This window comes from Bacillus sp. M13(2017) (assembly GCF_002218325.1).
Taxonomy (GTDB): domain Bacteria; phylum Bacillota; class Bacilli; order Bacillales; family Bacillaceae_G; genus Bacillus_A; species Bacillus_A thuringiensis_K.
Window position 1 is genome coordinate 169,610 of the sequence record NZ_KZ268501.1, and the last position, 21,988, is coordinate 191,597.

Below are 21,988 nucleotides of genomic sequence, written 5' to 3' on the forward strand. Positions count from 1 at the left end.
AGAAATGGTAGTTGGGATCGTACTAGCGGCAGTTGTCATACTACTTTTACTTATTACGGTAGTAAAATGGCATCCATTTGTCGCATTAATTTTAACAGCAATTGGTGTAGGATTAGCAATGGGAATGCCTTTAATTGGAACTTCACCAAAAGATCCAGGGATTATTGATTCTATTAAACTAGGGCTTGGTAATACGTTAGGATTTTTAGCAATAGTTTTAGCACTAGGAACGATGCTTGGAAAAATGATGGCCGAATCTGGTGGTGCTGAACGTATCGCTAACACATTAATTAATCGTTTTGGAAAGAAACGAGTTCATTGGGCGATGATGTTCGTTGCATTTTTAGTAGGGATTCCGGTATTTTTCCAAGTTGGATTTGTACTATTAATTCCGTTAGTATTTACAATTGCGTTAGAAACTGGGGTATCACTTATTACAATTGGTATTCCGCTAGTAGCAGGACTGTCAGTCGTACACGGACTTGTTCCACCGCATCCAGCGGCAATGGCGGCAGTTGGTATTTTTAAAGCAGATGTAGGGAAGACAATTTTATATGCGTTAATTGTCGGACTTCCAACTGCAATTATTTCAGGTCCACTTTACGGGAAATGGATTGGTGCTCGTATACATAAGGAAGTACCATTAGATATAGCGGAGCAATTTATTGAAAAAGATAATAAAAAAGAGCTTCCTAGCTTTTGGAATACATTGTTTACAATTTTACTTCCAGTATTTCTTATGCTTGGTGCATCAATAGCAGAAGTTGCATTAAATAAAACGAGTCAACTAGCACAAGTATTACACTTTATTGGAGATCCGATTGTGGCTTTATTAATTGCAACCATTTACTCTTTCTTTAGTCTTGGATATGCAAAAGGTTTCTCAAAAGATAAAGTGTTACAATTTACAAATGATTGCCTTGGACCTATTGCAAACATATTGTTAGTGATTGGTGCAGGCGGTGCATTTAATAAAGTATTATTAGATTCTGGAATTGGAACGACAATTGCAGATATGGCGAAAGAATCACATATTTCACCGATATTATTAGGGTGGGGAATTGCGGCACTAATCCGAATCGCAACTGGATCGGCAACTGTTTCTATGATGACAGCAGCTGGTATTGTTGCGCCGATTGCAGCAAGCACACCAGGTGTAAATGTTGAATTATTAGCACTTGCAACTGGTGCAGGGTCATTAATTTTATCGCACGTGAATGATTCAGGATTTTGGATGATTAAAGAGTATTTCGGAATGACTGTGAAAGAAACGTTATTAACATGGACTGCAATGGAGACTATATTATCTGTAGTAGCACTTGGGCTAATTTCGATATTAAATATATTTGTATAGAATAGGAGATTGATTAATATGAAACTAGGTTTAATTGGATTAGGAAAAATGGGATTCCCATTAGCTGAACACTTACATGAAGACAAGCATGAAGTAGTAGTATACGATGTAAATAAAGAGCTTGTTGAAAAGGCAGGAAAACTAGGAATTACTGCACGTCATACATTAAAAGAAATGATTGCTGAACTAGAAGCTCCTCGTACAATTTGGGTAATGGTGCCTGCAGGAGAAGTTGTAGAGTCAGTATTAAAAGATGTTTATCCGTTATTAGATGAAGGTGATATCGTTATTGAAGGCGGAAATTCATTCTATAAAGATACGTTACGCCGTGCTGAAGAAGCAAAAAGCTTCGGATTACATTATGTAGATATCGGTACATCAGGCGGTGTAGAAGGAGCTAGATACGGTGCTTGCTTAATGGTTGGTGGAGAAAAAGAAATTTACGACCAATTAGAACCTTTATTTAAAGATTTAGCAGTAGAAAATGGCTATTCTTATGCTGGCCGTGTTGGTAGTGGTCATTTCTTGAAAATGGTTCATAACGGTATTGAGTACGGCATGATGCAAGCAATCGCTGAAGGATTTGAAGTACTAGATAAGAGTGACTTTGATTTTAATTATGAAGATGTTGCAAAAGTATGGGCGAACGGATCAGTTATCCGTGGTTGGTTAATGGACTTAACTGAAAAAGCATTTGCAGAAGATCCGAAACTAGATGGCATTAAAGGTGTAATGAACTCTTCAGGAGAAGGAAAATGGACTGTTGAAACTGCACTTGAACTTCAAGCTGCAGCACCAGTTATCGCTATGTCATTATTTATGCGCTATCGTTCTCAGGAAGATGATACATTCCATGGAAAAGTAGTTTCAGCACTACGTAATCAGTTCGGTGGACATGAAGTTGTGAAAAAATAAGGATGTTTTTGAAAAGAAACTTGTGCATAAGCGCAAGTTTCTTTTTTATAGTTTAAGAAATTACTAATTTAAAAATACCAATTAATCATCGTTTTTTTGTCACAAATGACAGCTTCAACGTTCATTGAATGAACAATATATTCTATATTTTCTTCTTTAGCTAATAATAAGGTTGTAAAGGAATCGAATATACTCATAAACGCATACTCATTGTCTTCGCCATTAATAATTAACTCATTATTGCTAATGTCCCAAATATCTAATGGAGTAGTATTATTTACCTCTAATAATCCGTTTGTATCAAGAATTGGTTCAGAGAAATATAAATTTTTTGCACCTTTAGAACCGAGGAGTTTAAGTAATTTATGTAATAAAAATATAGACGTATAATCTTCTGTTGGATAATAAAGATCTTTTTTTAAGTTTGAATACAGCTTTTCAGCTAAATCCTCTCTTTTATATTCTTCTGTAAAAGCACCAATGGAAGTCAACATGGCCATTGCTAATTCTGCGTATGAATGTAATCCACTATAAGACATCATTTCCTTCCAAGAAACGGATTTCCCATTATGAATGATTTCTTCAGCGCTAGGATAGATGTGCTCATATGGTCTTTTTCTCACAGACTTTTCCCATCCTAAAGGCATTTGGACAAAAGGGTGTAGCAATATAGCTGCAGATTTAAAGGTGCTTGGTAGTTGTTCTAAAATTGGTGATTTGTCATCTAGCCAAATGTAATCCAACAAAATATAACCTCCTCTTAGACTTTGAAATGTACGGATTCCCGCATTATGTTTTTTGTATTGATTGTATCAAATATAAAGCGCTGCATGAAATATGTCCCAACATAAAAGTAAGAATAAATAAAATGAAGTTTTCATAAATAGTAAAAGGGTGCTTATGTCATCAGTATAGCTAGGAAATGTTGTTACATATGAGAAGAGCGTGTTAATAAAATATGAGGTGGTTAAATGGGAAATGAGAAAGTGAAGTCCGTAAAGGAAGAAAAAAAGTTATGCCTTTGTATGATCGTCAAAAATGAGTCTAGAATTATGGAAAGATGTTTAAATGCAACAAAATCAATTGTAGATTTTGTTTCTATTTGTGATACTGGATCGACGGATAATACGCCTGAAATTATTGAAAATTGGTGTAAGGAAAATGAGATACCTGGGACGGTTCATCATGAGCCGTTTAAAAACTTTGGTTATAACAGAAGCTTAGCTGTTTCGTTAGCGCAAAAAACATACCCAGAAGCAGATTATTTATTAATATTAGATGCAGATATGATTTTAGAGGTTGGTCCGAATTTCGATAAAACGAGCTTAACGGAAGATCATTATCTTACACTGCAATATGATGTTCATATTAAATATTGGCTTACACGTCTTTTAAAAGCTTCTTTACCATGGAAATCTGTCGGTGTTACTCATGAGTATTGGGATATAGATCGTTCAAAAGTTGGAGCGAATTACAATACGAGGGTAGCTCGGTTAGAGACTCTTGTCGTAAATGATCCCGGAGATGGCGGGAGCAAAGCTGATAAATTTGAAAGAGATGAGAGGTTGTTGTTACAAGGAATAAACGACCCAGAAACAACGCCAGATTTGCATATAAGATATTTATTTTATTTAGCTCAGACTTATTTTCATTTAAGTCAATTTGAGAATTCAATTAAATGGTATAAAAAACGAGTGGAAGCAGGGGGATGGGTTGAAGAGGTATTCTATTCGTTATTGCGAATAGGATTTTGTTATGAGCAGTTAGCAAATCGTTCAGCAAATAAACAAAATGAAGTGACAGATGCTGATGAAAAAGAAACTGTTAAAGGGCAAGAAGAGCAATATTTAGCATTAGCTGTTTTTTATTTTCAAAAAGCTTGGGAATATAGACCAACCCGGGCTGAACCATTATACCAACTTGCAAGGTTGTATCGATTACGATCTCAAAACAATATTGCTTTGATGTATGCTCTGCAAGGGAAGGAAATTCCTTTTCCAAAGGATGATCTACTATTTGTAGATTATCATGTGTATGATTACTTATTTGACTATGAAATTTCTATTAGTGCTTTCTATATACCTCATAAAAAACATTTAGGGGCGGTGTCGCAAAAGTATTTGGAATCGATAAAAGAAAAGATTCCATTTCATATAGCAAATATAGTAGAGAATAATGCGAAATTTTATTAAATACATTTTCGGTTAAAGGAGTAGTGGAGTAATCATGGAATTAATGCGATGGGCGATTGAACTAGGAGAATCGGTGCATGGAAATACGTATGAAGAATTGATGCCACTACTAGACTATTATTATGATCGTGATCATTTAAAAGCGTATTGTATCGCAAATCTTCTTTTAAACATGGATGTATTAGATGAGGATCGGGAAAGAATCGAATTAAGAAGATGCATCGCTGCTTATTATGCTGGATTATATAAAGTAGCAAGAAAACATGCAAATGAGTTGGTACTTAAACATCCAGATGTAGATTTATATAAAAATAATTTAAGATTAATGGAAGTTTATTTGAATAAAGAATATGATTATTGTCTTTTTATATGCCCAAAGACATACGGTAGTTTCATAGATGTTGCGCGAGCTTTAAAGTGGCGGTTGGAGCAGGAGGGAAATACCGTAATTATATCAGAAACAATACTGGAAAATGTAAAGAATACAGTTGTTTTTGGAGCACATACATACGCATATAACCCGAACCTTCTTCCGAAAGATGCAATTATTTATAATTTAGAACAGCTATACGAAGGAAGTCCATATGCGCACCCCCTTTATTTAATATTATTAAAAGATAGAGTGATTTGGGATTATAGTAAACAAAATATAGAATGGCTTAAACAAAAAGGGGTAGGAAAAGAAATAAAACATGTAGAAATGAACTATGCTCCCACTTTGGAAATAAAAAAAGATGCATTTGAAGATGAGATTACTGAAGATATTGATATTCTGTTTATAGGTGCTCTTAATCCGAGGCGGCAAGCTATTTTTGACCACCTAAAAGCGGTTGCGCCGAATTTAAATATAGTTTTTAAAAATAATGCGTGGGGAATTGTTAGAAATGAATTGATTGCTAGAGCTAAAATTATATTAAATATTCATTTTTACTTATCAGGAATTCTTGAAACACCTCGCGTGTCTTATGCAGTCGCAAATAAGAAATTTATTATTTCCGAAAATAGTAATCCAGAAGATGAGGTAGAGTGGCCAGGAATTGTATTTACTCCGTACGAAAAAATAATTGAAAACGTAATGAAATATATAGAATTACCAGAAGAACGGAAAAAATTAGCGGAAAAAGCATATAATCATTTTGAAGCAAATGAAAGTTTAGGTACGTTGAGTCTGAGAGATGAAACAAAGTAATTGTACGAAACTCATACGAAAGTATGAGTTCTTTTTTGTTTATCATACTATTTTATGAAGCAAGTTAACTCTTTATATTGTGTTTTGTATAGAAATTTCTGATAATATATAAGTAGAACTTGAAAACAAAGGGGAGAAATAATCATGAAACTAGTCGTTATTAACGGTACACCAAGAAAATTTGGTAGAACTCGCGTGGTGGCGAAATATATTGCGGATCAATTTGAAGGGGAATTATATGATTTAGCAATTGAGGATTTACCTTTATACAATGGAGAAGAGTCACAACGTGATTTAGAGGCAGTAAAAAAATTAAAAACGTTAGTGAAAGCTGCGGATGGGGTTGTATTATGTACACCAGAATATCATAATGCGATGAGCGGTGCGCTGAAAAACTCTTTAGATTACTTAAGTAGTAGTGAATTTATTCATAAACCAGTTGCGTTGTTAGCGGTTGCTGGTGGCGGTAAAGGTGGAATAAATGCATTAAACAGCATGCGAACGGTCGCTAGAGGTGTTTATGCAAATGCAATTCCAAAACAAGTTGTGCTTGATGGATTACATGTGCAAGATGGTGAACTTGGGGAAGATGCAAAACCATTAATTCATGATGTAGTTAAAGAATTGAAAGCATATATGAGCGTATATAAAGAGGTGAAAAAACAACTAGGAGTGGAGTGATATGTCCTCACTTTATCATGATTCTCGCTTGTATTACATTCTAGGAGCCAATAGTCTATCTGCTATTGGTTCCGGGATTGTTATGATAACGATTCCTTGGCTGTTAATTAAAGAGAGTGGAGGAGAGACAACATTTGGTTATGTTTCTATCATTGCAACCCTCATTATGTTTTTATTAACACCATTCATTGGGCAAAGTATTGATCGTTTTTCAAGAAAATCTTTATTGCTATGTAACGAAGGAATCGGAATAGCCGTAATCGGAATAATGGTTATATGGGGATTTGCTGGGCAACCTTATCATTCTATTCACTATATTCTTATTTATATAGCCGGATCATTCTACTATTTATTATTTTATCCTACAATATTTGCGTTCAACCAAGAGATATTTCAAGCAGAACATTATAAAAGTTTAAGTGGAACGATGGAAATACAAGGACAGTTAACACAAGTTATTTCTGGAGCGGCCGCGAGCTTCTTAATTGAAATTGTATCTTTGAAGTGGATTTTATTAGTAGACATGTTAACTTTTGCTGGAGCATTTTTTCTTTTCTTATGTATACCGTACGTAAAGAAAAAAGAAGTGAAAAGAAAAATAACATTTAAGAAGCAATTGTTTGAAGGAATTCACTTTATGAAAAAATGTCCTAAGCTCTTTTGGTTCTTACTGGCCACTTATATGCCGTTTATAGGTGTCATGATGGCAAATTATTTAATACCAGTGTATATTTCGGATATACTAAAAGCCAATGCCTCTGTATACGCAATAGAGGGCACGATGTACGGTGTCGGAGCGGTTGTTGCAGGGATCTGTATTCCACTCATAATGAAATATATCAAAACAGAAGTTTCAATCGTTATGACGATGTTCATTTATGTAATTTCAATTACTGCAATGAGTATTGAACCTTCTGTATTGTTTTTATATGGACTAGCGATTTTTCATGCAATTGGAAATGCGGGTACAAGAGTGGCGAGAAATGTATTGATGATGGAGGAAATTCCAAATGAAGTAATGGGACGTGTAGACAGCTTATTTCGCCTAATTGGTACTGGAATACGAATTGTATTATTAATGTTGTTTACAGCGGGTGTATCTAAAGCCGGAGTAATGCTTCCATTTTACGTATTAAGCTGCATATTGATCTTCTCATTAGGAATAGCTATTTATTATGTACTATCACAACGTAAAGTAGCGGCGAATGTTTCTAATAAATCAATCGTTTAAAAAAACACTTCTGCCTCCCTTTCTTTTTTTATATAATAAAAAGAAAGGGAGTGCAAACTTATTTATGAACAAATGGATCTTTCTTATAATTTTATTATTACCGCCACTATATATCATTTATATGACGTTTAGAATGAACAAAGTTGCTCGTGAAAAGTTGAGCTATCACTCTCCGTACGTTCTTATACTGGGTGCAAAGTTATTTGGAGATAGACCGTCTTTATCTCTTCAAAATCGTTTGGATGTAGCGTTGGAGTATTTATTTTCCCATCCTGAATCGAAAGTAATTGTTTCAGGTGGTCAAGGAGAAGATGAAGATATACCGGAAGCTCACAGCATGAGAAACTATTTAATGGTACACGGTATAGATGAGAGTCGTATTTTAATAGAAGATCAATCTACAAATACGTATGAAAACTTAAAGTTTAGTATGGATTTATATAATGTGAAACATGCAGTAGTTGTAAGTAATACGTATCATTTATATCGAACGAAAATAATTGCAAAGCGTTTAGGCATGAAGATGGAGGCACTAGCTGCTGAAACACCAATTCGTTCTAAGAGAAAAATGTATGTTCGCGAATATGCTGCTATTATGAAAACAATATGGTTCGACCGTTAGAGCTCAAATGTGAGCTCTTTTTTAATTTAAAAGCGTATCATTTGAAATGAATGCCATATTCCATCAAAATAAAGGAAACAACAGTAAAGGAGTTGTATTTGTGATTCAATTTAATCATGTGTCAAAATCGTATGAAGATGGCACGAAAGCAGTGGATTCATTGCATTTAGAAATTAAAAAGGGAGAATTTTTTGTTCTTATCGGTCCGAGTGGTTGCGGGAAAACAACGACAATGAAGATGATTAATCGTTTAATCGAAACGACTGAAGGATCGATTTTAATCGATGGAAAAGATATTCAACAATATAATATAAACGAATTACGTTGGGATATAGGATACGTGTTGCAACAGATTGCTTTGTTTCCTCATATGACAATCGCTGAAAATATTGCAGTTGTTCCTGAAATGAGGCAATGGAGCAAAAAGGAAATAAAAGCACGCGTCGATGACTTGTTACATATGGTTGGATTAGATCCGGATATATATCGAGATCGTATGCCTGATGAATTGTCAGGAGGACAAAAACAACGTGTCGGTGTCGTGCGAGCATTAGCCGCAAACCCGAAAATCGTTCTTATGGATGAACCATTTAGTGCGTTAGATCCATTAAGTAGGGAACAGCTTCAGAAGGATATTGTACAGTTGCAAAAAAAGATTCAAAAAACAATCGTGTTCGTAACACATGATATGCAAGAAGCATTATCACTTGGAGATCGCATTTGTATTATGAAAGAAGGAAAAGTTGTTCAACTAGATACACCAGAAGGAATTATACATAATCCGAAAAATGAATTTGTAGAGGAGTTCATTGGAAATCGTGGGCGAACTTGGTATGAGGGGAAAAGTGTAGCAGATGTATTGCCACTTGATCAAAGTGTGCAATTAGAAGGGCAGGCGCTATCATTACATTCTTCCTTACAAGAAGCACTAGTTCGTGTGCGTGATGAAGAGGTCGTTCCAGTTGAAGAAAACGGTCAATATATTGGAGCGTTAACAAGTCGTCATATTGTCAATTACATTGTTGAACAAATGAAGGAAAGAGGCTAAACAGTGACTAATTTTATACAAACGTTCCAAGAACGAAAAATAGAATTACTAACTGCATTAAGTGAGCATTTACAAATATCGCTTATTTCATTATTTTTTGCAGTAATTATAGCAGTGCCACTTGGCATCTTATTAACAAGAAAAGAACGAATGGCTGAATTTATAATAGGAACTTCTGCAGTAATGCAGACAGTGCCATCACTTGCATTGCTTGGACTCTTAATTCCGTTAGTAGGAATCGGAAAACTTCCAGCGATTATCGCATTAGTTGTGTATGCACTATTACCTATTTTACGAAATACATATACAGGAATAAGGGAATTAGATGAATCTCTAATAGAAGCCGCGAAAGCTATGGGGATGAATAGTTGGAGAAGATTGTGGAAGGTAGAACTTCCTCTTGCATTGCCAATTATTATGGCCGGTATTCGTACAGCGATGGTATTAATTGTTGGAACGGCTACATTAGCAGCTCTCATTGGTGCTGGTGGGCTCGGTAAGCTTATATTATTAGGTATAGATCGAAATGATCATGCACTTATCATTTTAGGGGCCGTACCAGCCGCGTTACTCGCTTTATTCTTTGATATAGTACTTCGCATACTTGAACGACCGAAAAGCTCTTCTAAGCGTGTTATATTGATGATATGTATTGTTTGTATAATGATTGCTTCTCCATTTCTTTGGAGTACAGAAAAGAAAGATATTGTTATTGCGGGCAAACTTGGATCAGAACCTGAAATTTTAATTCAAATGTATAAGCAGCTTATTGAACAAGATACAGATTTACACGTACAATTAAAACCAGGTCTTGGGAAAACAGCATTTGTATTTGAAGCGTTGAAATCAGGGGAAGTAGATATATACCCAGAATTTTCAGGAACAGCTTTATCTACTTTCGTGAAAGAAGAACCAAAGAGTACAAATCGTGATGAAGTATATGAGCAGGCTCGCGTTGGAATGGAAAAGAAATATAATATGATTATGTTGAAGCCAATGGAGTATAACAATACATATGCACTAGCCATGCCGAAAAAAATAGCAGATCAAAAGAATATAAATACAATTTCTGATTTAGGGAATGTTGCGCAGGAAGCCAAAGTAGGATTTACATTGGAATTTGCTGATCGTGAAGATGGTTATAAAGGAATGCAAAAATTATATAACTATAAGTTCTCGAATGTTAAAACGATGGAGCCGAAGCTGCGTTATAGCGCAATTGAATCTGGAGATGTTAACGTAATTGATGCATATTCAACAGATAGTGAATTGGAGCAATACGGACTGAAAGTGCTAAAAGATGATAAAGGGCTATTCCCACCTTATCAAGGAGCACCATTATTAAGAAAAGAAACGTTACAGAAATATCCTGAACTTGAAAAGGTATTAAATAAATTATCTGGAAAGATTACAGATGAAGAAATGCGAAAAATGAATTATGAAGTTAACGTAAATGGTAAAAGTAGTGAAGAAGTCGCAAAACAATTTTTACAAAAAGAGAATTTACTTCGTTAAATTTACAAGGAATATACAAATTTATATGTTTGAAATGACCGTTCATTACAAAATGAGCGGTTTTTTGTGCATACTTATACATTTTTTCAAAAAAGTATTCCATTTTTGCTCATTTTCTTTTAGAATAAGTAATGTTTTCCTGAAAAAATATAAGAGAAACGTCTATTAGAGAAAAAGGTGACTTTAATAGTTGAACGAACATAACACCTAGAATGACAGATGGGGTGGTACAAATAGAAAAGAAGTTAGGATTTTTTCCATTAATCGCATTAGTAGTTGGAACAATGGTTGGTGGCGGTGTTTTTAGTTTACCGCATGATTTAGCAGTAGGAGCAAACAGTGGTGCAATAATAATTGGCTGGTGTATTACAGCGATGGGAATGATTCCCCTTGCGCTCGTATATCAAACGTTAGCAAGACAAAAACCGGAACTTGAAGGTGGAATTTATAGTTATGCACGTGCTGGTTTTGGTGAATATATTGGATTTAATAGTGCTTGGGGATATTGGCTAGCAGGAATCTTAGGTAATGTCGCAACAATTATGTTACTGTTTAGTACATTAGGTTATTTCTTTCCAATTTTCAAGGGAGGAAATAATGTTGCGTCTATCGTTGGGGCATCACTTTTATTATGGACACTTCATTTTCTAATTTTATTTGGGATCCGTGAAGCTTCTATTATGAATGTTATCGCAACAATAGGGAAGTTAGTTCCAATCGTTTTATTTATTGTTGTAATGGTAACAGCCTTTCGCTGGGACACATTTACACATGATTTTTGGGGAGAAGGAACGATCTCACTTTCCGCTATACTTGGTCAAGTGAAAAATACAATGCTTGTAACACTTTGGGTTTTCATTGGAGTTGAAGGAGCGGTTGTATTATCTGGAAGAGCGAAGAATAGTCGAGATGTTGGTAAGGCAACAGTATTGGGACTTATTTTAGTAATGTCCATTTATATTTTAATTTCTGTCCTGTCAATGGGAGCTATGACAAGAGGCGAACTTTCTGTGTTAGAAACTCCGTCAATGGGACATGTATTAGAGCACGTTGTTGGTCCATGGGGTGCAGTTGCGATTAACATCGGATTAGTTGCTTCACTTGTCGGTACATTAATTGGCTGGTTTTTACTTGTTTCTGAAATTTCTCATGTAGCAGGAAAAGATGGCGTATTTCCGAAAGTCTTTACGAAAACAAATAAAAAGCAAACACCGCACATGGCATTATGGATTTCAAATGGTGTTGCCCAAATTATATTTATCATCGTTTTGTTTTCGGAATCAACATATCAAATTATGTATTTCATTGCATCAACATCAATTTTATTACCATATTTATTATCAGCGTTATTCCAATTTAAATTAGTCATTACAAACGAGCTAAGGGACGCTAAATTCAAAAACGGAGCGTTAGCTTTAATTGCTTCTATTTACTCTGTATGGCTTCTTTATGCAGCTGGTTTAAAGAATTTACTACTCGTTTCAATTGTGTATGGAATTGGAATTATTGTTTACACGTTTGCAAGAAAAGAACAAGGGAACCGTTGCTTTGCAGGTGCAGAGAAATATGTGATGTGGGCAATTATTATTGCGGCTATCACATCACTGTATATGTTATTAACTGGAAATATAAAAATGTAAAAAGTCCTTTTCATTTAAAGGGCTTTTTTCTTCGTTTAGAGAATATTTACTACATAAGATATTCAGGAGGGATGAGAATGGAAAAAAAAGAACAGTTGTCTAGAATAATTGATTTAGCTAGTGAGTTAAGGAAAGTATTAGTGCAAGAATCTTTTTTTAATCATCATCCTGAACTGAGAGGAGTCATTGAAAATTTAGCAAGTTCTGTTGAAAATTTGGCGGAATTACAAACAAGTAAAGATGAAAACGCTGAAGATCGATTACGTTACGTACTTGCGAAAATGAAAATTGCTCATAATGCAATTTTACAAGAGAAAAAAGCATTTCCTTCTCATTAATATAAGTTTTCATTTTGAACCTGGCGGATAATGTCAGGTTTTTTATTTCTAGTTTTTCGTTTCTTTCATACACTAAGAATAGTATGAAAAAAGAAGGTGACTATGGTGAAATTACATAAAGCTCTTCAACCAAGTTTTATAAAACGAATGTACTATATGAGATTTTTAGGGAAATTTACAAAAGCTGAGAAAGAGAAGAGTGGAGAAAATTTCTTTGTACAATGCTTATCGCCAATACCATTCACTTTACAGGAACAATTTGCAAATGAACTATATGTATTTGAAGGGTTATGTAGCAATAAAAAGAATGAAAAAATCTTTTCGGAATTAAAGAAGAGGAAATTAGAAAAGCAACTAGTAATGTTTCGTCTTTATTATGAAAGAGGAAATGTATACGTGGAGTTAATATGTACAGAAGAACCGAAAGAAATAGCAAGTAGCTATAAAATGATTCCGGCACCTAAAGTTACAAATAATAAAAAAAGAGAATCTTTAGAACGAAAACTTAGCAACGGTTATTTATCATTTCTTATGCCAAAATTTCCGAAAGACTTTGAGTCTCCCGAATTATTGTGGCACGATGGAAGACTGTATGGAAACATATCTTTAAAGTCATCAATTAGCTCAATTGCCTATTTTGAACAGAAACGTGAATGTAAATATATAAACTGCAGTGACTGGACGAAGTATGTAGAAATAGCGGTAGAGGATCAATTATATTTTGTAAGTGATCATGTGTATGAGCACTTACAAAAACGAATGCATGAAGAAGGTAAGCTAGTTGAAGTAGAGGATATAAAAGTGCAAAAAGATGAATGGGAATGGGATGAGCGTGAATCGTCTTTTTTACAGTATGTACAAAGTATGGTGCATAATAAAGGGTTATATTTGGATGAAACGGATATTTATAATTTCCATATAAGTGTAAAAACAAATATGTTAACGATTCTTGGTGGTATACCGGGTGTTGGGAAATCGCGTTTTGTGCAAACTTATGCAGAAGCATTAGGGTTACAGTATGGGGAAGAGTTGGTTTGGATTCCAATTTCGCCATCGTATCAAGAACCACATGATTTACTTGGTTACCTTCATCCAAATGGTACTTTTATTGAAAGTGACACGAAGTTAGTTAGGACGTTAATGAAGGCGAAAGAAAATCCAAATCAACTGTATATAATCGTTTTTGATGAAATGAACATGTCTCATATTGAGCATTGGTTTACTCCGTTTCTATCTGTTCTTGAACTTGAAACAAAAAATCGTATTTTAAACTTGTATGAGGGTGTACAGGACATAGAGAGTTCAATTCCATCAACAATTGAAATTGGAGAAAATATTATATTTGTAGGTACTGTGAATTTTGATGAAACAACGAAAGAGCTCTCTGATCGATTATTAGACCGAACGAACCTAATAACGTTACAGAAAATTCCGTTTTGTGAGATGGGCCTGGAACAGGGGAAAGTCGTATTACATCCACCTTTGAAAGTAACAGCGGGAGAATTTCGGATAAATTGGATGAGAAATAAAGCGATGATTGAAGTATTTTCTGAAGAAGAATTAGAGCTATTAGATAAGTTGCATGTCGTATTGTCATCACATGACGCGTCTAAGGGAATTTCTTTCCGATGTGCAAATGCAATTGCGACTTATTTGCAAAACATACCGTTCCAAAATAACCATACCTATATGATCAGTAGAGAAGAGGGGTTTGATTTACAAATAAAGCAGCGTGTATTGACGAAAATCAGAGGGACCGAAATGATGGTTGGGCCTTTACTTTCTGAAGAAGCAAAAAGGGGGGCGACCTTAGTACCTCTTTTGCAATCTGCACTTGCTAACAGAGTATCTACATTTGAACACTCTTTAGCATATATACGAGAAAAACGTAGAGAACTGGAGTTGTATGGATATGCAAAATGAAGGGCGTTACGAAACAAAAATCGTTGATACGAATGAAACGCTCCCTTTTGTATTAAAGCTAATCATTGGAAATGAGGGGAAAGGAGATTATATTTTATTAAATCGTCTTTGTACATCTACTACAGCATTAGTTCAATGTATTTATAAAGTACAAGAATTAAAACCAATAAGATTGCAGTACAATTATGAAATCCCAATGAATATTACTTTTATATGGAATAAAGTATATGAGGGACAGAAAAATATAAAAGAGGCTCAATATGAAATAAATGAAAAAAAACAAAGAGTATTAATATATGAACATGGGAAAACAGAATTCTTTTATCCATGGCGCTGTGGTCTATACCATTTTGAAGTGCGTATAGAAGATACAACGTATTATGGCGCATTTCAAATCGTACCGAAAAATTTTTTTGATGATCAATTTGAAATGATTCAAGACTATGTGAAGTCAATTTTAAATGAGTTGATTTTGGATAGAGGTTACTATAAAAAGACTTTCTCTGCACTTAGCGATATTGAGGATTCTTCTTATTTAGTGTTACTTAGAAAGTTACCCCAAAAAATGAAAATGATAAAGCCAATTTTTAAGAAAATAGAATCAAGCTCAAAATTTATAAATGAATATAAATGGGAAGGAAAAGAGCGAAAGCCAACAAGAAAAGGAACTATAGTGGCAGAACGAAAACCTTATGCCAAACATTATAATCGTAAGTTTATGGAACAAAAAAATAGTAAGGAAAATGCATTTCTTAAATATAAAGCGATGCAATTTTATCATTATTTAATTGAAGCTAAAAGCTTTTTACGTCAAACAATTGAAATCTTAGAAAGAGAAAAAAAGAAAAAATCAGAAGAGTTTCAAGCTGTAAAAACGATTATACAAACAATTGAGCGTAATGGATCAGTAACCGATAGAGAGAAGCAAAAATATAAAAATATACATTTACTAAAAGAAGCCGATTTACGAAAGAGCTCAATGAAAATACAAGAATATAAAATATTGGCGCATATTGTGCATGAAAATGTACAATACTTTCAAATGTTAATGCACTCTTCGTTTTGGAGGGAAGTTACTGAAACAAGTAATATGAACTTACATGATTTACCGATACCACATCAACAATTACTACATCATTTAGAAGTACTCCCGCAATATACGGATCAATCTCCATCGTTATTATTTGTTTATAAGCCAACGTTTTTAGTGTATGAATATTACGCTTTTTTTATCGTTATTTCAATTTTAGAGCAAATTGGTTTTGAGGCTAGAAACTCCATTCGTGAACAAATACAAGAACATTTTTATGTAGATGGATTACAAGATGGAACGACAGTAGTTTTAGAACGAGATGATATAAAGGTGCATGTCGCATTTAATGACTTAATTGAAACACATCCTCTTATTGCATTAAGTAAAGGTAGTAATTTTTACAATGGTGAGGATACGAAGAAGCCAGATATTCGCTTAGACTGTTATGTAAAAGAAGGTGGGAAATACGTATATAAATCTTCTATTATTATTGAAGTGAAGTATAGTCCAATGTACAATATTTTTCAGCATGTCGGAAATACGAAAGCAACTGAGCAAATGTATAAGTACTGGTCTATAAAGTATGTAGAAGAACAGGATGGAAAGCGAGTCTATTATCGAAGGTCAATTTATGAAGTCATTTGTGTATATCCAGGAAGCCATATGCATAGTAAAAAAATTGAGTCTGGATGCGGTGTTTTCTTGCAGTTATATCCATATAAGACGAAACAAGGGGAAGAGAAATTAGCTGGAAAACATGGGATGGTACAAATTTTTGAAAAATGGTTAAAAAGCATTAAGAAGTAAAAGAAATCCTTTTTCATAAAGGATTTCTTTAGATTAAGAAGAATTATATGCTGTATAGAAAGAAACATAATGTAATTTAGATTTGAAAAGTGATACAAATGTGTTATTAAAAGGAATGTGAGCGCGGGATAAAAGTCGATTAAATTGGAATCTAATTCATTTTGCAGAATATAATAAGTCATAAATATTTTTAGTTGCATACGAAGATTTGTTCTTATATGATAGATAGTGAAAGCGTTATCAAAAAACAGAGCGGCGATGGGAAAGGCGGTTAAATATGTTCCAGCGTGTTCAAACAAAGGAAGAACATTTTGGGTTCGAACAACTATGGGGAGATTTTTGTGAAGAAAGAAACTTAATGTTCGTAGAACGTAATTTAAATCCATCACGATTTTTATTAATAGAAGATGAACATCCTATTGGTACAGTAGAATGTATTAAGTATACGGTACCTGAGCAATCGAATTCTGAGTTTTTCTATCCGTTTTCTAAAAATGATTTAGTAAAAGATTTGAAGAATGTGTATGAAATAGGCAAGTTAAGTATTTCGAAAACGTCTCGTGGGAGAGGACATTTCAAAAGGCTAACAGCTATTTTATTTATACATGCGTTAGAAACAAAAGCTGAATGGTACATTGCAGCAGTAACAAAAAGAATGTATATGTATTTACTTACACTTGGTTTTCCAATTGAACCGATAGATAATCCATTTCAGTTTCATGATACTTTACAAGGTGTACCAGTAAGAATTCATGCTCGAAAAGGGGTTACGCATTTGTATTCTTTAAAAGAATTTCGTGATGTGATTCAAGGGAATGCTCATGCACAGGCATTAATTGCAGAATACAGTAAAAATATTATGTTAACGAAATAAAGCGAAGTGAATATGTATAATAAAGAGAATAATATTTGTATAGGATATAACTCTTCATTAAAAAAGACCCTTATTATTTTAATAAGGGTCTAAAAATTATAATCCAAATATACTAAAAATCATTTTGCGGCGCTTCGGTTTCTTTTCTCGTTCATATGTTGGTTTTGAATCAGGAGTAATATAAATGGGTTCTTCTTTCGTTAGGGCAGCTTCTAACTTTTGAATTCGCTCTAACATTTCCTCCATTTCACGACGGTGTTGTAAAAGTTGGTACGTGACGACATCATTTGCCTTATCTTGCATTTGTTCTTCCATTCGATCAAGTCTTCTCGTAATAGTGTTTAATTGATTAGTTAATTGCTCAAAATCATTCGATGATATGTTTTGAACAATTGTATTAACTTGAGTTTTTAATTCCTCAACCTCATCTGAGGAAGCTTTTTGAGTAGATTGAGAATTTTGAGATTGCTCTATTTGAAATCGATGGTGTTCTAACATTTGATCGACATCCTCTTGTGTGAAAATAAAGTGGCCATATTTGTTTTTCTCTATCGTAAGATTTAATTGTTGCGCGATCCGAACAACAGCCTTTGGGCTAACACCTAATTTCTTTGCGATAAATGGTGTTTTATATTCCAAAATAATCCCTCCTATATATATCCTGTTGAATGATTTCGAGCTATAAAGTAAGTTCCCTTCTAGTGCGACAAAAGAAGTGTGGAATCGGCAAAGAAAGTGTTTTTTCACGAAATTGAGTTAAGAAGAATAGTTCGTTTAAATAAAAATGTCTTATCGTAGCATTTAGAATAATTTGACGAGTGTAAATGAATTAGATTATCATAATGATAAATATCTTTTTTATGTATGCATATAATATATAAAAAGGTGGTTGCTAATGTAGAATTTTGTTAGAGTATTAGAATGCTTACTTCACTTGAATAAAATTAAGTAGGAGGTGGCTTCCTTGCTTACAATGTAAGTAAGGAAAAGTATTTGGACATATATAGTATAAGTATAGTGATTGTTTTAATTGCCTTAACGGCATTTTTCGTTGCAGCAGAATTTGCAATTGTTAAAGTGAGAAGTTCACGAATTGACTATTTAATTGCAGAAGGAAATAATCGTGCAACATCGGTCAAAACAGTCATTACAAACTTAGACGAATATCTATCTGCTTGTCAGCTGGGAATTACTGTTACAGCTTTAGGAATTGGGTGGTTTGGTAAACCTGCGTTAAAGCAAATGTTTGATACGCTTTTTGCAAATTGGAATATCTCTACTCAACTAGCAGACATTTTTGCTGTAATTTTAGTGTTTTTGTTAATTACTTTTTTACATGTTGTAATAGGGGAATTGGCCCCAAAAACATTTGCAATTCAAAAATCTGAACAGGTGAGTTTACTTGTTTCTAAGCCGTTAATTTTCTTTTATCGTATTGCATTCCCATTCATTTGGCTATTAAATGGTTCAGCTCGAATCATTACGAAGCTGCTAGGGCTGAAACCGCCGAAGGGGCATGATGAGGTACATTCAGAAGAAGAATTACGGTTGTTAGTTTCAGAAAGTTATAAAAATGGTGAGATTAATCAATCTGAATATAAATATGTGAATAAAATTTTTGAATTTGATGATCGGATTGCAAAAGAAATAATGGTACCTCGAACTGAAATGAATATTATAAGTAAAGAGATGCCTGCTGAAGAAGCTTTGCAAAAAATGTCTCGTGAAAAATATACAAGGTATCCAGTTGTTGATGGCGACAAAGACCATGTAATAGGTTTTGTGAATTTTAAAGATATTTTTACTGAATTTGTACAACATAAAGCTGCTAATAAGAAGACAGTAGAGCAATATATGAGACCAATTATTTTAGTTATCGATTCTATTCCAATTCATGATTTGTTTTTAAAAATGCAAAAAGAAAGAACACATATTGCTATATTGATAGATGAATATGGTGGAACATCTGGACTTGTTACTGTTGAAGATATTCTGGAAGAAATTGTTGGAGATATTCAGGATGAGTTTGATACGGATGAGCAGCCAGAAATTCAAAAGGTTAGTGAAACGAAGACGATACTAGAGGGAAAAGTACTTGTTAGTGAAGTGAATACGTTATTTGGTTTAGGGATTGATGATGATGGTGTTGATACAATCGGTGGTTGGATTTTAACGAAGAATATAGAGATTGCTGAAGAAGATTCCATTGAAATTGAAAATTATAAGTTTTGTGTGAAAGAATTAGATGGACGATATATAAAAAGATTAGAAGTTACAAAGATAGTAGAATCGATTGTTATTTTAGAAGATGAAAAACAAATTTCGTTACAAGAGCAAATTAGCTCGTAAACTCTGCTATATAGCAGAGTTTTTTTGAGCATAATGTTTTTTGAGGGATAGGGGCTATGATACAATGAAATAAGTCAGTTCTTTCACTAGGTGAAATATTGTTGTATACATATATTTGGAAGGAGAAGAAGTATGAAAAAGCATTTATATATAAATGGAGATTGGAAAACTGTAAACACGTATAAACCATTATACGCACCATATTCTGAAGAAACATTAGCGGAAATTGCACAAGGAACGGAAGAAGATGTAAAAGAGGCTGTTACTGCTGCAAAAAATGCAATGACAAAAATGAATAAATTATCTGCATATGATCGTGCGACTATTTTAGAGAAAGTTGCACAAAAAATGGATGAAAGAAGAGAAGAATTTGCAGAGATTATTGCAAAAGAAGCTGCCAAACCAATACGTGCTGCAAGGGGAGAAGTAGATCGTACTGTTCAAACGTACAAATTTGCAGCTGAAGAAGCGAAGCGTATATATGGTGAAACATTGCCATTAGACGCCGCACCTGGTGCGAATGGGCGTATTGCATATACAATCCGAAAGCCGATTGGGGTTATAGGGGCTATTACACCATTTAATTTCCCATTAAATTTAGTAGCGCATAAAGTTGGACCAGCAATTGCTGCCGGAAATACAGTTGTATTAAAGCCAGCTGATCAAACGCCATTATCATCTTATGCATTAGTTGAGTTATTTAAAGAGGCAGGATTGCCAAATGGAGCTTTAAATATCATTTCTGGCCCTGGCTCCACGGTTGGTGAGGCAATCGTCAAAAATGATTATGTTGCTTCTATTACTTTTACCGGAAGTCCAAAAGTTGGAATCGGAATAAAACAAAAGGCTGGGCTAAAACGAGTTACGTTAGAACTAGGCTCAAATGCTGCTGTTATTATTGATGAAGATGTAGAGTTAACAGATGAAATAATTGAACGTGTAAAATGGGGAGCATTTGTTAATAATGGGCAAGTTTGTATTTCCGTACAACGTGTTTTTGTACATGAAACGAAAATACATGAATTTCTTTCGAAGCTAAAGAAAGCGATGGAATCAGTTGTTGTTGGTGATCCACTGCTTGAGGAAACGGATGTATCAGCTTTAATTTCAAAAAAAGATGTAGAGCGAATTGATATGTGGGTTCAAGAAGCAATTAAGGAAGGAGCAACTGTTTTATGCGGTGGTAAAAAGCAGGATGCAAGAATTTTTGAACCAACTGTATTAACAAATGTTCCAGATCATGTATCTGTGCAGTGCCAAGAAGTATTCGGTCCACTCATGACAGTAAATACATTTAAAGAATTTGATGAAGCGATTGAGCAAGTAAATAATTCGCGTTACGGCTTACAGGCAGGGGTATTTACAAATAATTTATTTAAAGCAATGCGTGCAATTGATGAGCTAGAGGTTGGTGGTGTCATGATTAATGATATTCCAACGTTCAGAGTAGATCATATGCCTTATGGTGGCGTGAAAGAAAGTGGCACGGGGCGCGAAGGAATTAAATATGCAATAGAAGAAATGACAGAAATGAAATTAGTATGTATTAAAAAATAAAGTAGAAAAACTTAAAACTTGCGCTAAAAAACGAGTAGGAAATGTTTACGATTCCATACTCGTTTTTTACGCTTCTAGTAACTATTTAATTAAGTGTAACTTTTACTTCATTTCTTGTTTGAAAATAGTATCTTCTACATAAATTTGTTCTTTATCTACAGCAGTAGCATGAGTTAATACTAAACCGATTGGTGTTTTTGTATCTTTATTTTGAACAATTGTAAAAGGAACATTTTTTTCGTTTGCTAATTTAATGTATTTTGATAAATGTGGGTAAGCAATGCCACCATTTAGGAGGAGTTGTAATGATTGAGAAGAGCGCATGCTACCCGCCACTTCAGAGTATACATTACTTTGCATTACTTGACCGATCGTTAAAGCGATTTCCACACGCTCACGTAATGTAGTTAAATACATATTACGTTCTTCTGGTTTGTTTTGCTTTTGGCCGTAAATGCCTTCTTGGAGATAATCTTCCACATTTTTATTTACCATATTTTTCACACCTTTCATTTTCTATTGTACGCAAGAATTAAAAATGATGCAAAAAAAAGTCGTTTTGACTAAGGAAATAATGAAAATATGTGAAGGAAAAAGGGGATTTACATACAATTAGTTAAATAAGAAAGAAAAAAATAATTTTATCAACAGAAATTAACAAAATGTGACAAAAATCTATTAACGAATCTTATTTTTTGTGTTAATATTCAAAATATAAAG

At 34.0% G+C, this 21,988-nt stretch carries 18 protein-coding genes and 1 pseudogene; 16 read left to right on the top strand and 3 right to left on the bottom strand.

The features are described 5' to 3' along the window. Positions 1-4: 4 nt before the first annotated feature. Positions 5-1,354: a GntP family permease gene (locus CGQ22_RS07140; protein WP_000260203.1), complete on the top strand. Its 1,350-nt coding sequence runs from the start codon at positions 5-7 to the stop codon at positions 1,352-1,354. An 18-nt stretch (positions 1,355-1,372) separates the two neighbouring features. Then, a complete protein-coding gene (gene gnd / locus CGQ22_RS07145) occupies positions 1,373-2,269 on the top strand; it encodes a phosphogluconate dehydrogenase (NAD(+)-dependent, decarboxylating) (RefSeq protein ID WP_000765982.1) in 897 nt (298 codons plus the stop codon). 68 nt (positions 2,270-2,337) lie between these two features. Here the strand turns inward: gnd and CGQ22_RS07150 are convergent. After that, a pseudogene (locus tag CGQ22_RS07150) lies at positions 2,338-3,101 on the bottom strand (DUF2711 family protein). A gap of 139 nt (positions 3,102-3,240) precedes the next feature. Here CGQ22_RS07150 and CGQ22_RS07155 point away from each other — a divergent pair. The 12 genes from CGQ22_RS07155 to CGQ22_RS07210 all read left to right on the top strand — a co-directional run bounded on the left by CGQ22_RS07155 (position 3,241) and on the right by CGQ22_RS07210 (position 17,362). After that, a complete protein-coding gene (locus CGQ22_RS07155; RefSeq protein ID WP_089148443.1) occupies positions 3,241-4,461 on the top strand; it encodes a glycosyltransferase family 2 protein in 1,221 nt (406 codons plus the stop codon). Between the two features lie 34 nt (positions 4,462-4,495). Then, positions 4,496-5,650: a CgeB family protein gene (locus tag CGQ22_RS07160; protein ID WP_000422329.1), complete on the top strand. Its 1,155-nt coding sequence runs from the start codon at positions 4,496-4,498 to the stop codon at positions 5,648-5,650. Between the two features lie 144 nt (positions 5,651-5,794). Beyond that, positions 5,795-6,331, top strand: coding sequence for an NADPH-dependent FMN reductase (locus CGQ22_RS07165; protein ID WP_000780352.1), 537 nt, complete (start codon positions 5,795-5,797; stop codon positions 6,329-6,331). Position 6,332: 1 nt separating this feature from the next. Continuing rightward, positions 6,333-7,562, top strand: coding sequence for an MFS transporter (locus CGQ22_RS07170; RefSeq protein WP_000097158.1), 1,230 nt, complete (start codon positions 6,333-6,335; stop codon positions 7,560-7,562). Between the two features lie 64 nt (positions 7,563-7,626). Beyond that, positions 7,627-8,184, top strand: a complete 558-nt coding sequence (locus CGQ22_RS07175) for a YdcF family protein (protein WP_089148588.1) — start codon at positions 7,627-7,629, stop codon at positions 8,182-8,184. Between the two features lie 100 nt (positions 8,185-8,284). Continuing rightward, entirely contained in the window at positions 8,285-9,232 is a 948-nt protein-coding gene (locus CGQ22_RS07180) for an ABC transporter ATP-binding protein (protein ID WP_089148444.1), read from the top strand. Between the two features lie 3 nt (positions 9,233-9,235). Then, complete coding sequence (locus CGQ22_RS07185) at positions 9,236-10,747, top strand: ABC transporter permease/substrate-binding protein (RefSeq protein WP_089148445.1); 1,512 nt, start codon at positions 9,236-9,238, stop codon at positions 10,745-10,747. A gap of 212 nt (positions 10,748-10,959) precedes the next feature. Then, positions 10,960-12,387: a basic amino acid/polyamine antiporter gene (locus CGQ22_RS07190; protein WP_000129445.1), complete on the top strand. Its 1,428-nt coding sequence runs from the start codon at positions 10,960-10,962 to the stop codon at positions 12,385-12,387. A gap of 77 nt (positions 12,388-12,464) precedes the next feature. Next, a complete protein-coding gene (locus CGQ22_RS07195; protein ID WP_089148446.1) occupies positions 12,465-12,725 on the top strand; it encodes a LemA domain protein in 261 nt (86 codons plus the stop codon). 105 nt (positions 12,726-12,830) lie between these two features. Then, positions 12,831-14,648 (top strand): AAA family ATPase, encoded by a 1,818-nt coding sequence (locus CGQ22_RS07200; protein WP_139032741.1) that lies wholly within the window; start codon positions 12,831-12,833, stop codon positions 14,646-14,648. After that, positions 14,638-16,488 (top strand): hypothetical protein, encoded by a 1,851-nt coding sequence (locus CGQ22_RS07205; protein ID WP_001178723.1) that lies wholly within the window; start codon positions 14,638-14,640, stop codon positions 16,486-16,488. Before CGQ22_RS07200 ends, CGQ22_RS07205 begins: the two co-directional genes overlap by 11 nt. Before the next feature lie 277 nt (positions 16,489-16,765). Then, positions 16,766-17,362, top strand: a complete 597-nt coding sequence (locus CGQ22_RS07210) for a hypothetical protein (RefSeq protein ID WP_000487795.1) — start codon at positions 16,766-16,768, stop codon at positions 17,360-17,362. A gap of 96 nt (positions 17,363-17,458) precedes the next feature. Here the strand turns inward: CGQ22_RS07210 and racA are convergent, their stop codons facing one another. Then, positions 17,459-18,001 (bottom strand): chromosome-anchoring protein RacA, encoded by a 543-nt coding sequence (racA, locus tag CGQ22_RS07215; RefSeq protein WP_000456019.1) that lies wholly within the window; start codon positions 17,999-18,001, stop codon positions 17,459-17,461. A gap of 354 nt (positions 18,002-18,355) precedes the next feature. Between racA and CGQ22_RS07220 the strand changes: the two genes are divergently transcribed. Next, a complete protein-coding gene (locus CGQ22_RS07220) occupies positions 18,356-19,711 on the top strand; it encodes a hemolysin family protein (protein ID WP_000356249.1) in 1,356 nt (451 codons plus the stop codon). A 132-nt stretch (positions 19,712-19,843) separates the two neighbouring features. Beyond that, positions 19,844-21,268: an aldehyde dehydrogenase family protein gene (locus CGQ22_RS07225; protein ID WP_000716477.1), complete on the top strand. Its 1,425-nt coding sequence runs from the start codon at positions 19,844-19,846 to the stop codon at positions 21,266-21,268. A gap of 102 nt (positions 21,269-21,370) precedes the next feature. Here CGQ22_RS07225 and CGQ22_RS07230 read toward each other — a convergent pair whose 3' ends face one another. Next, positions 21,371-21,763, bottom strand: a complete 393-nt coding sequence (locus CGQ22_RS07230; protein WP_000247560.1) for a YueI family protein — start codon at positions 21,761-21,763, stop codon at positions 21,371-21,373. Positions 21,764-21,988: the final 225 nt, after the last annotated feature.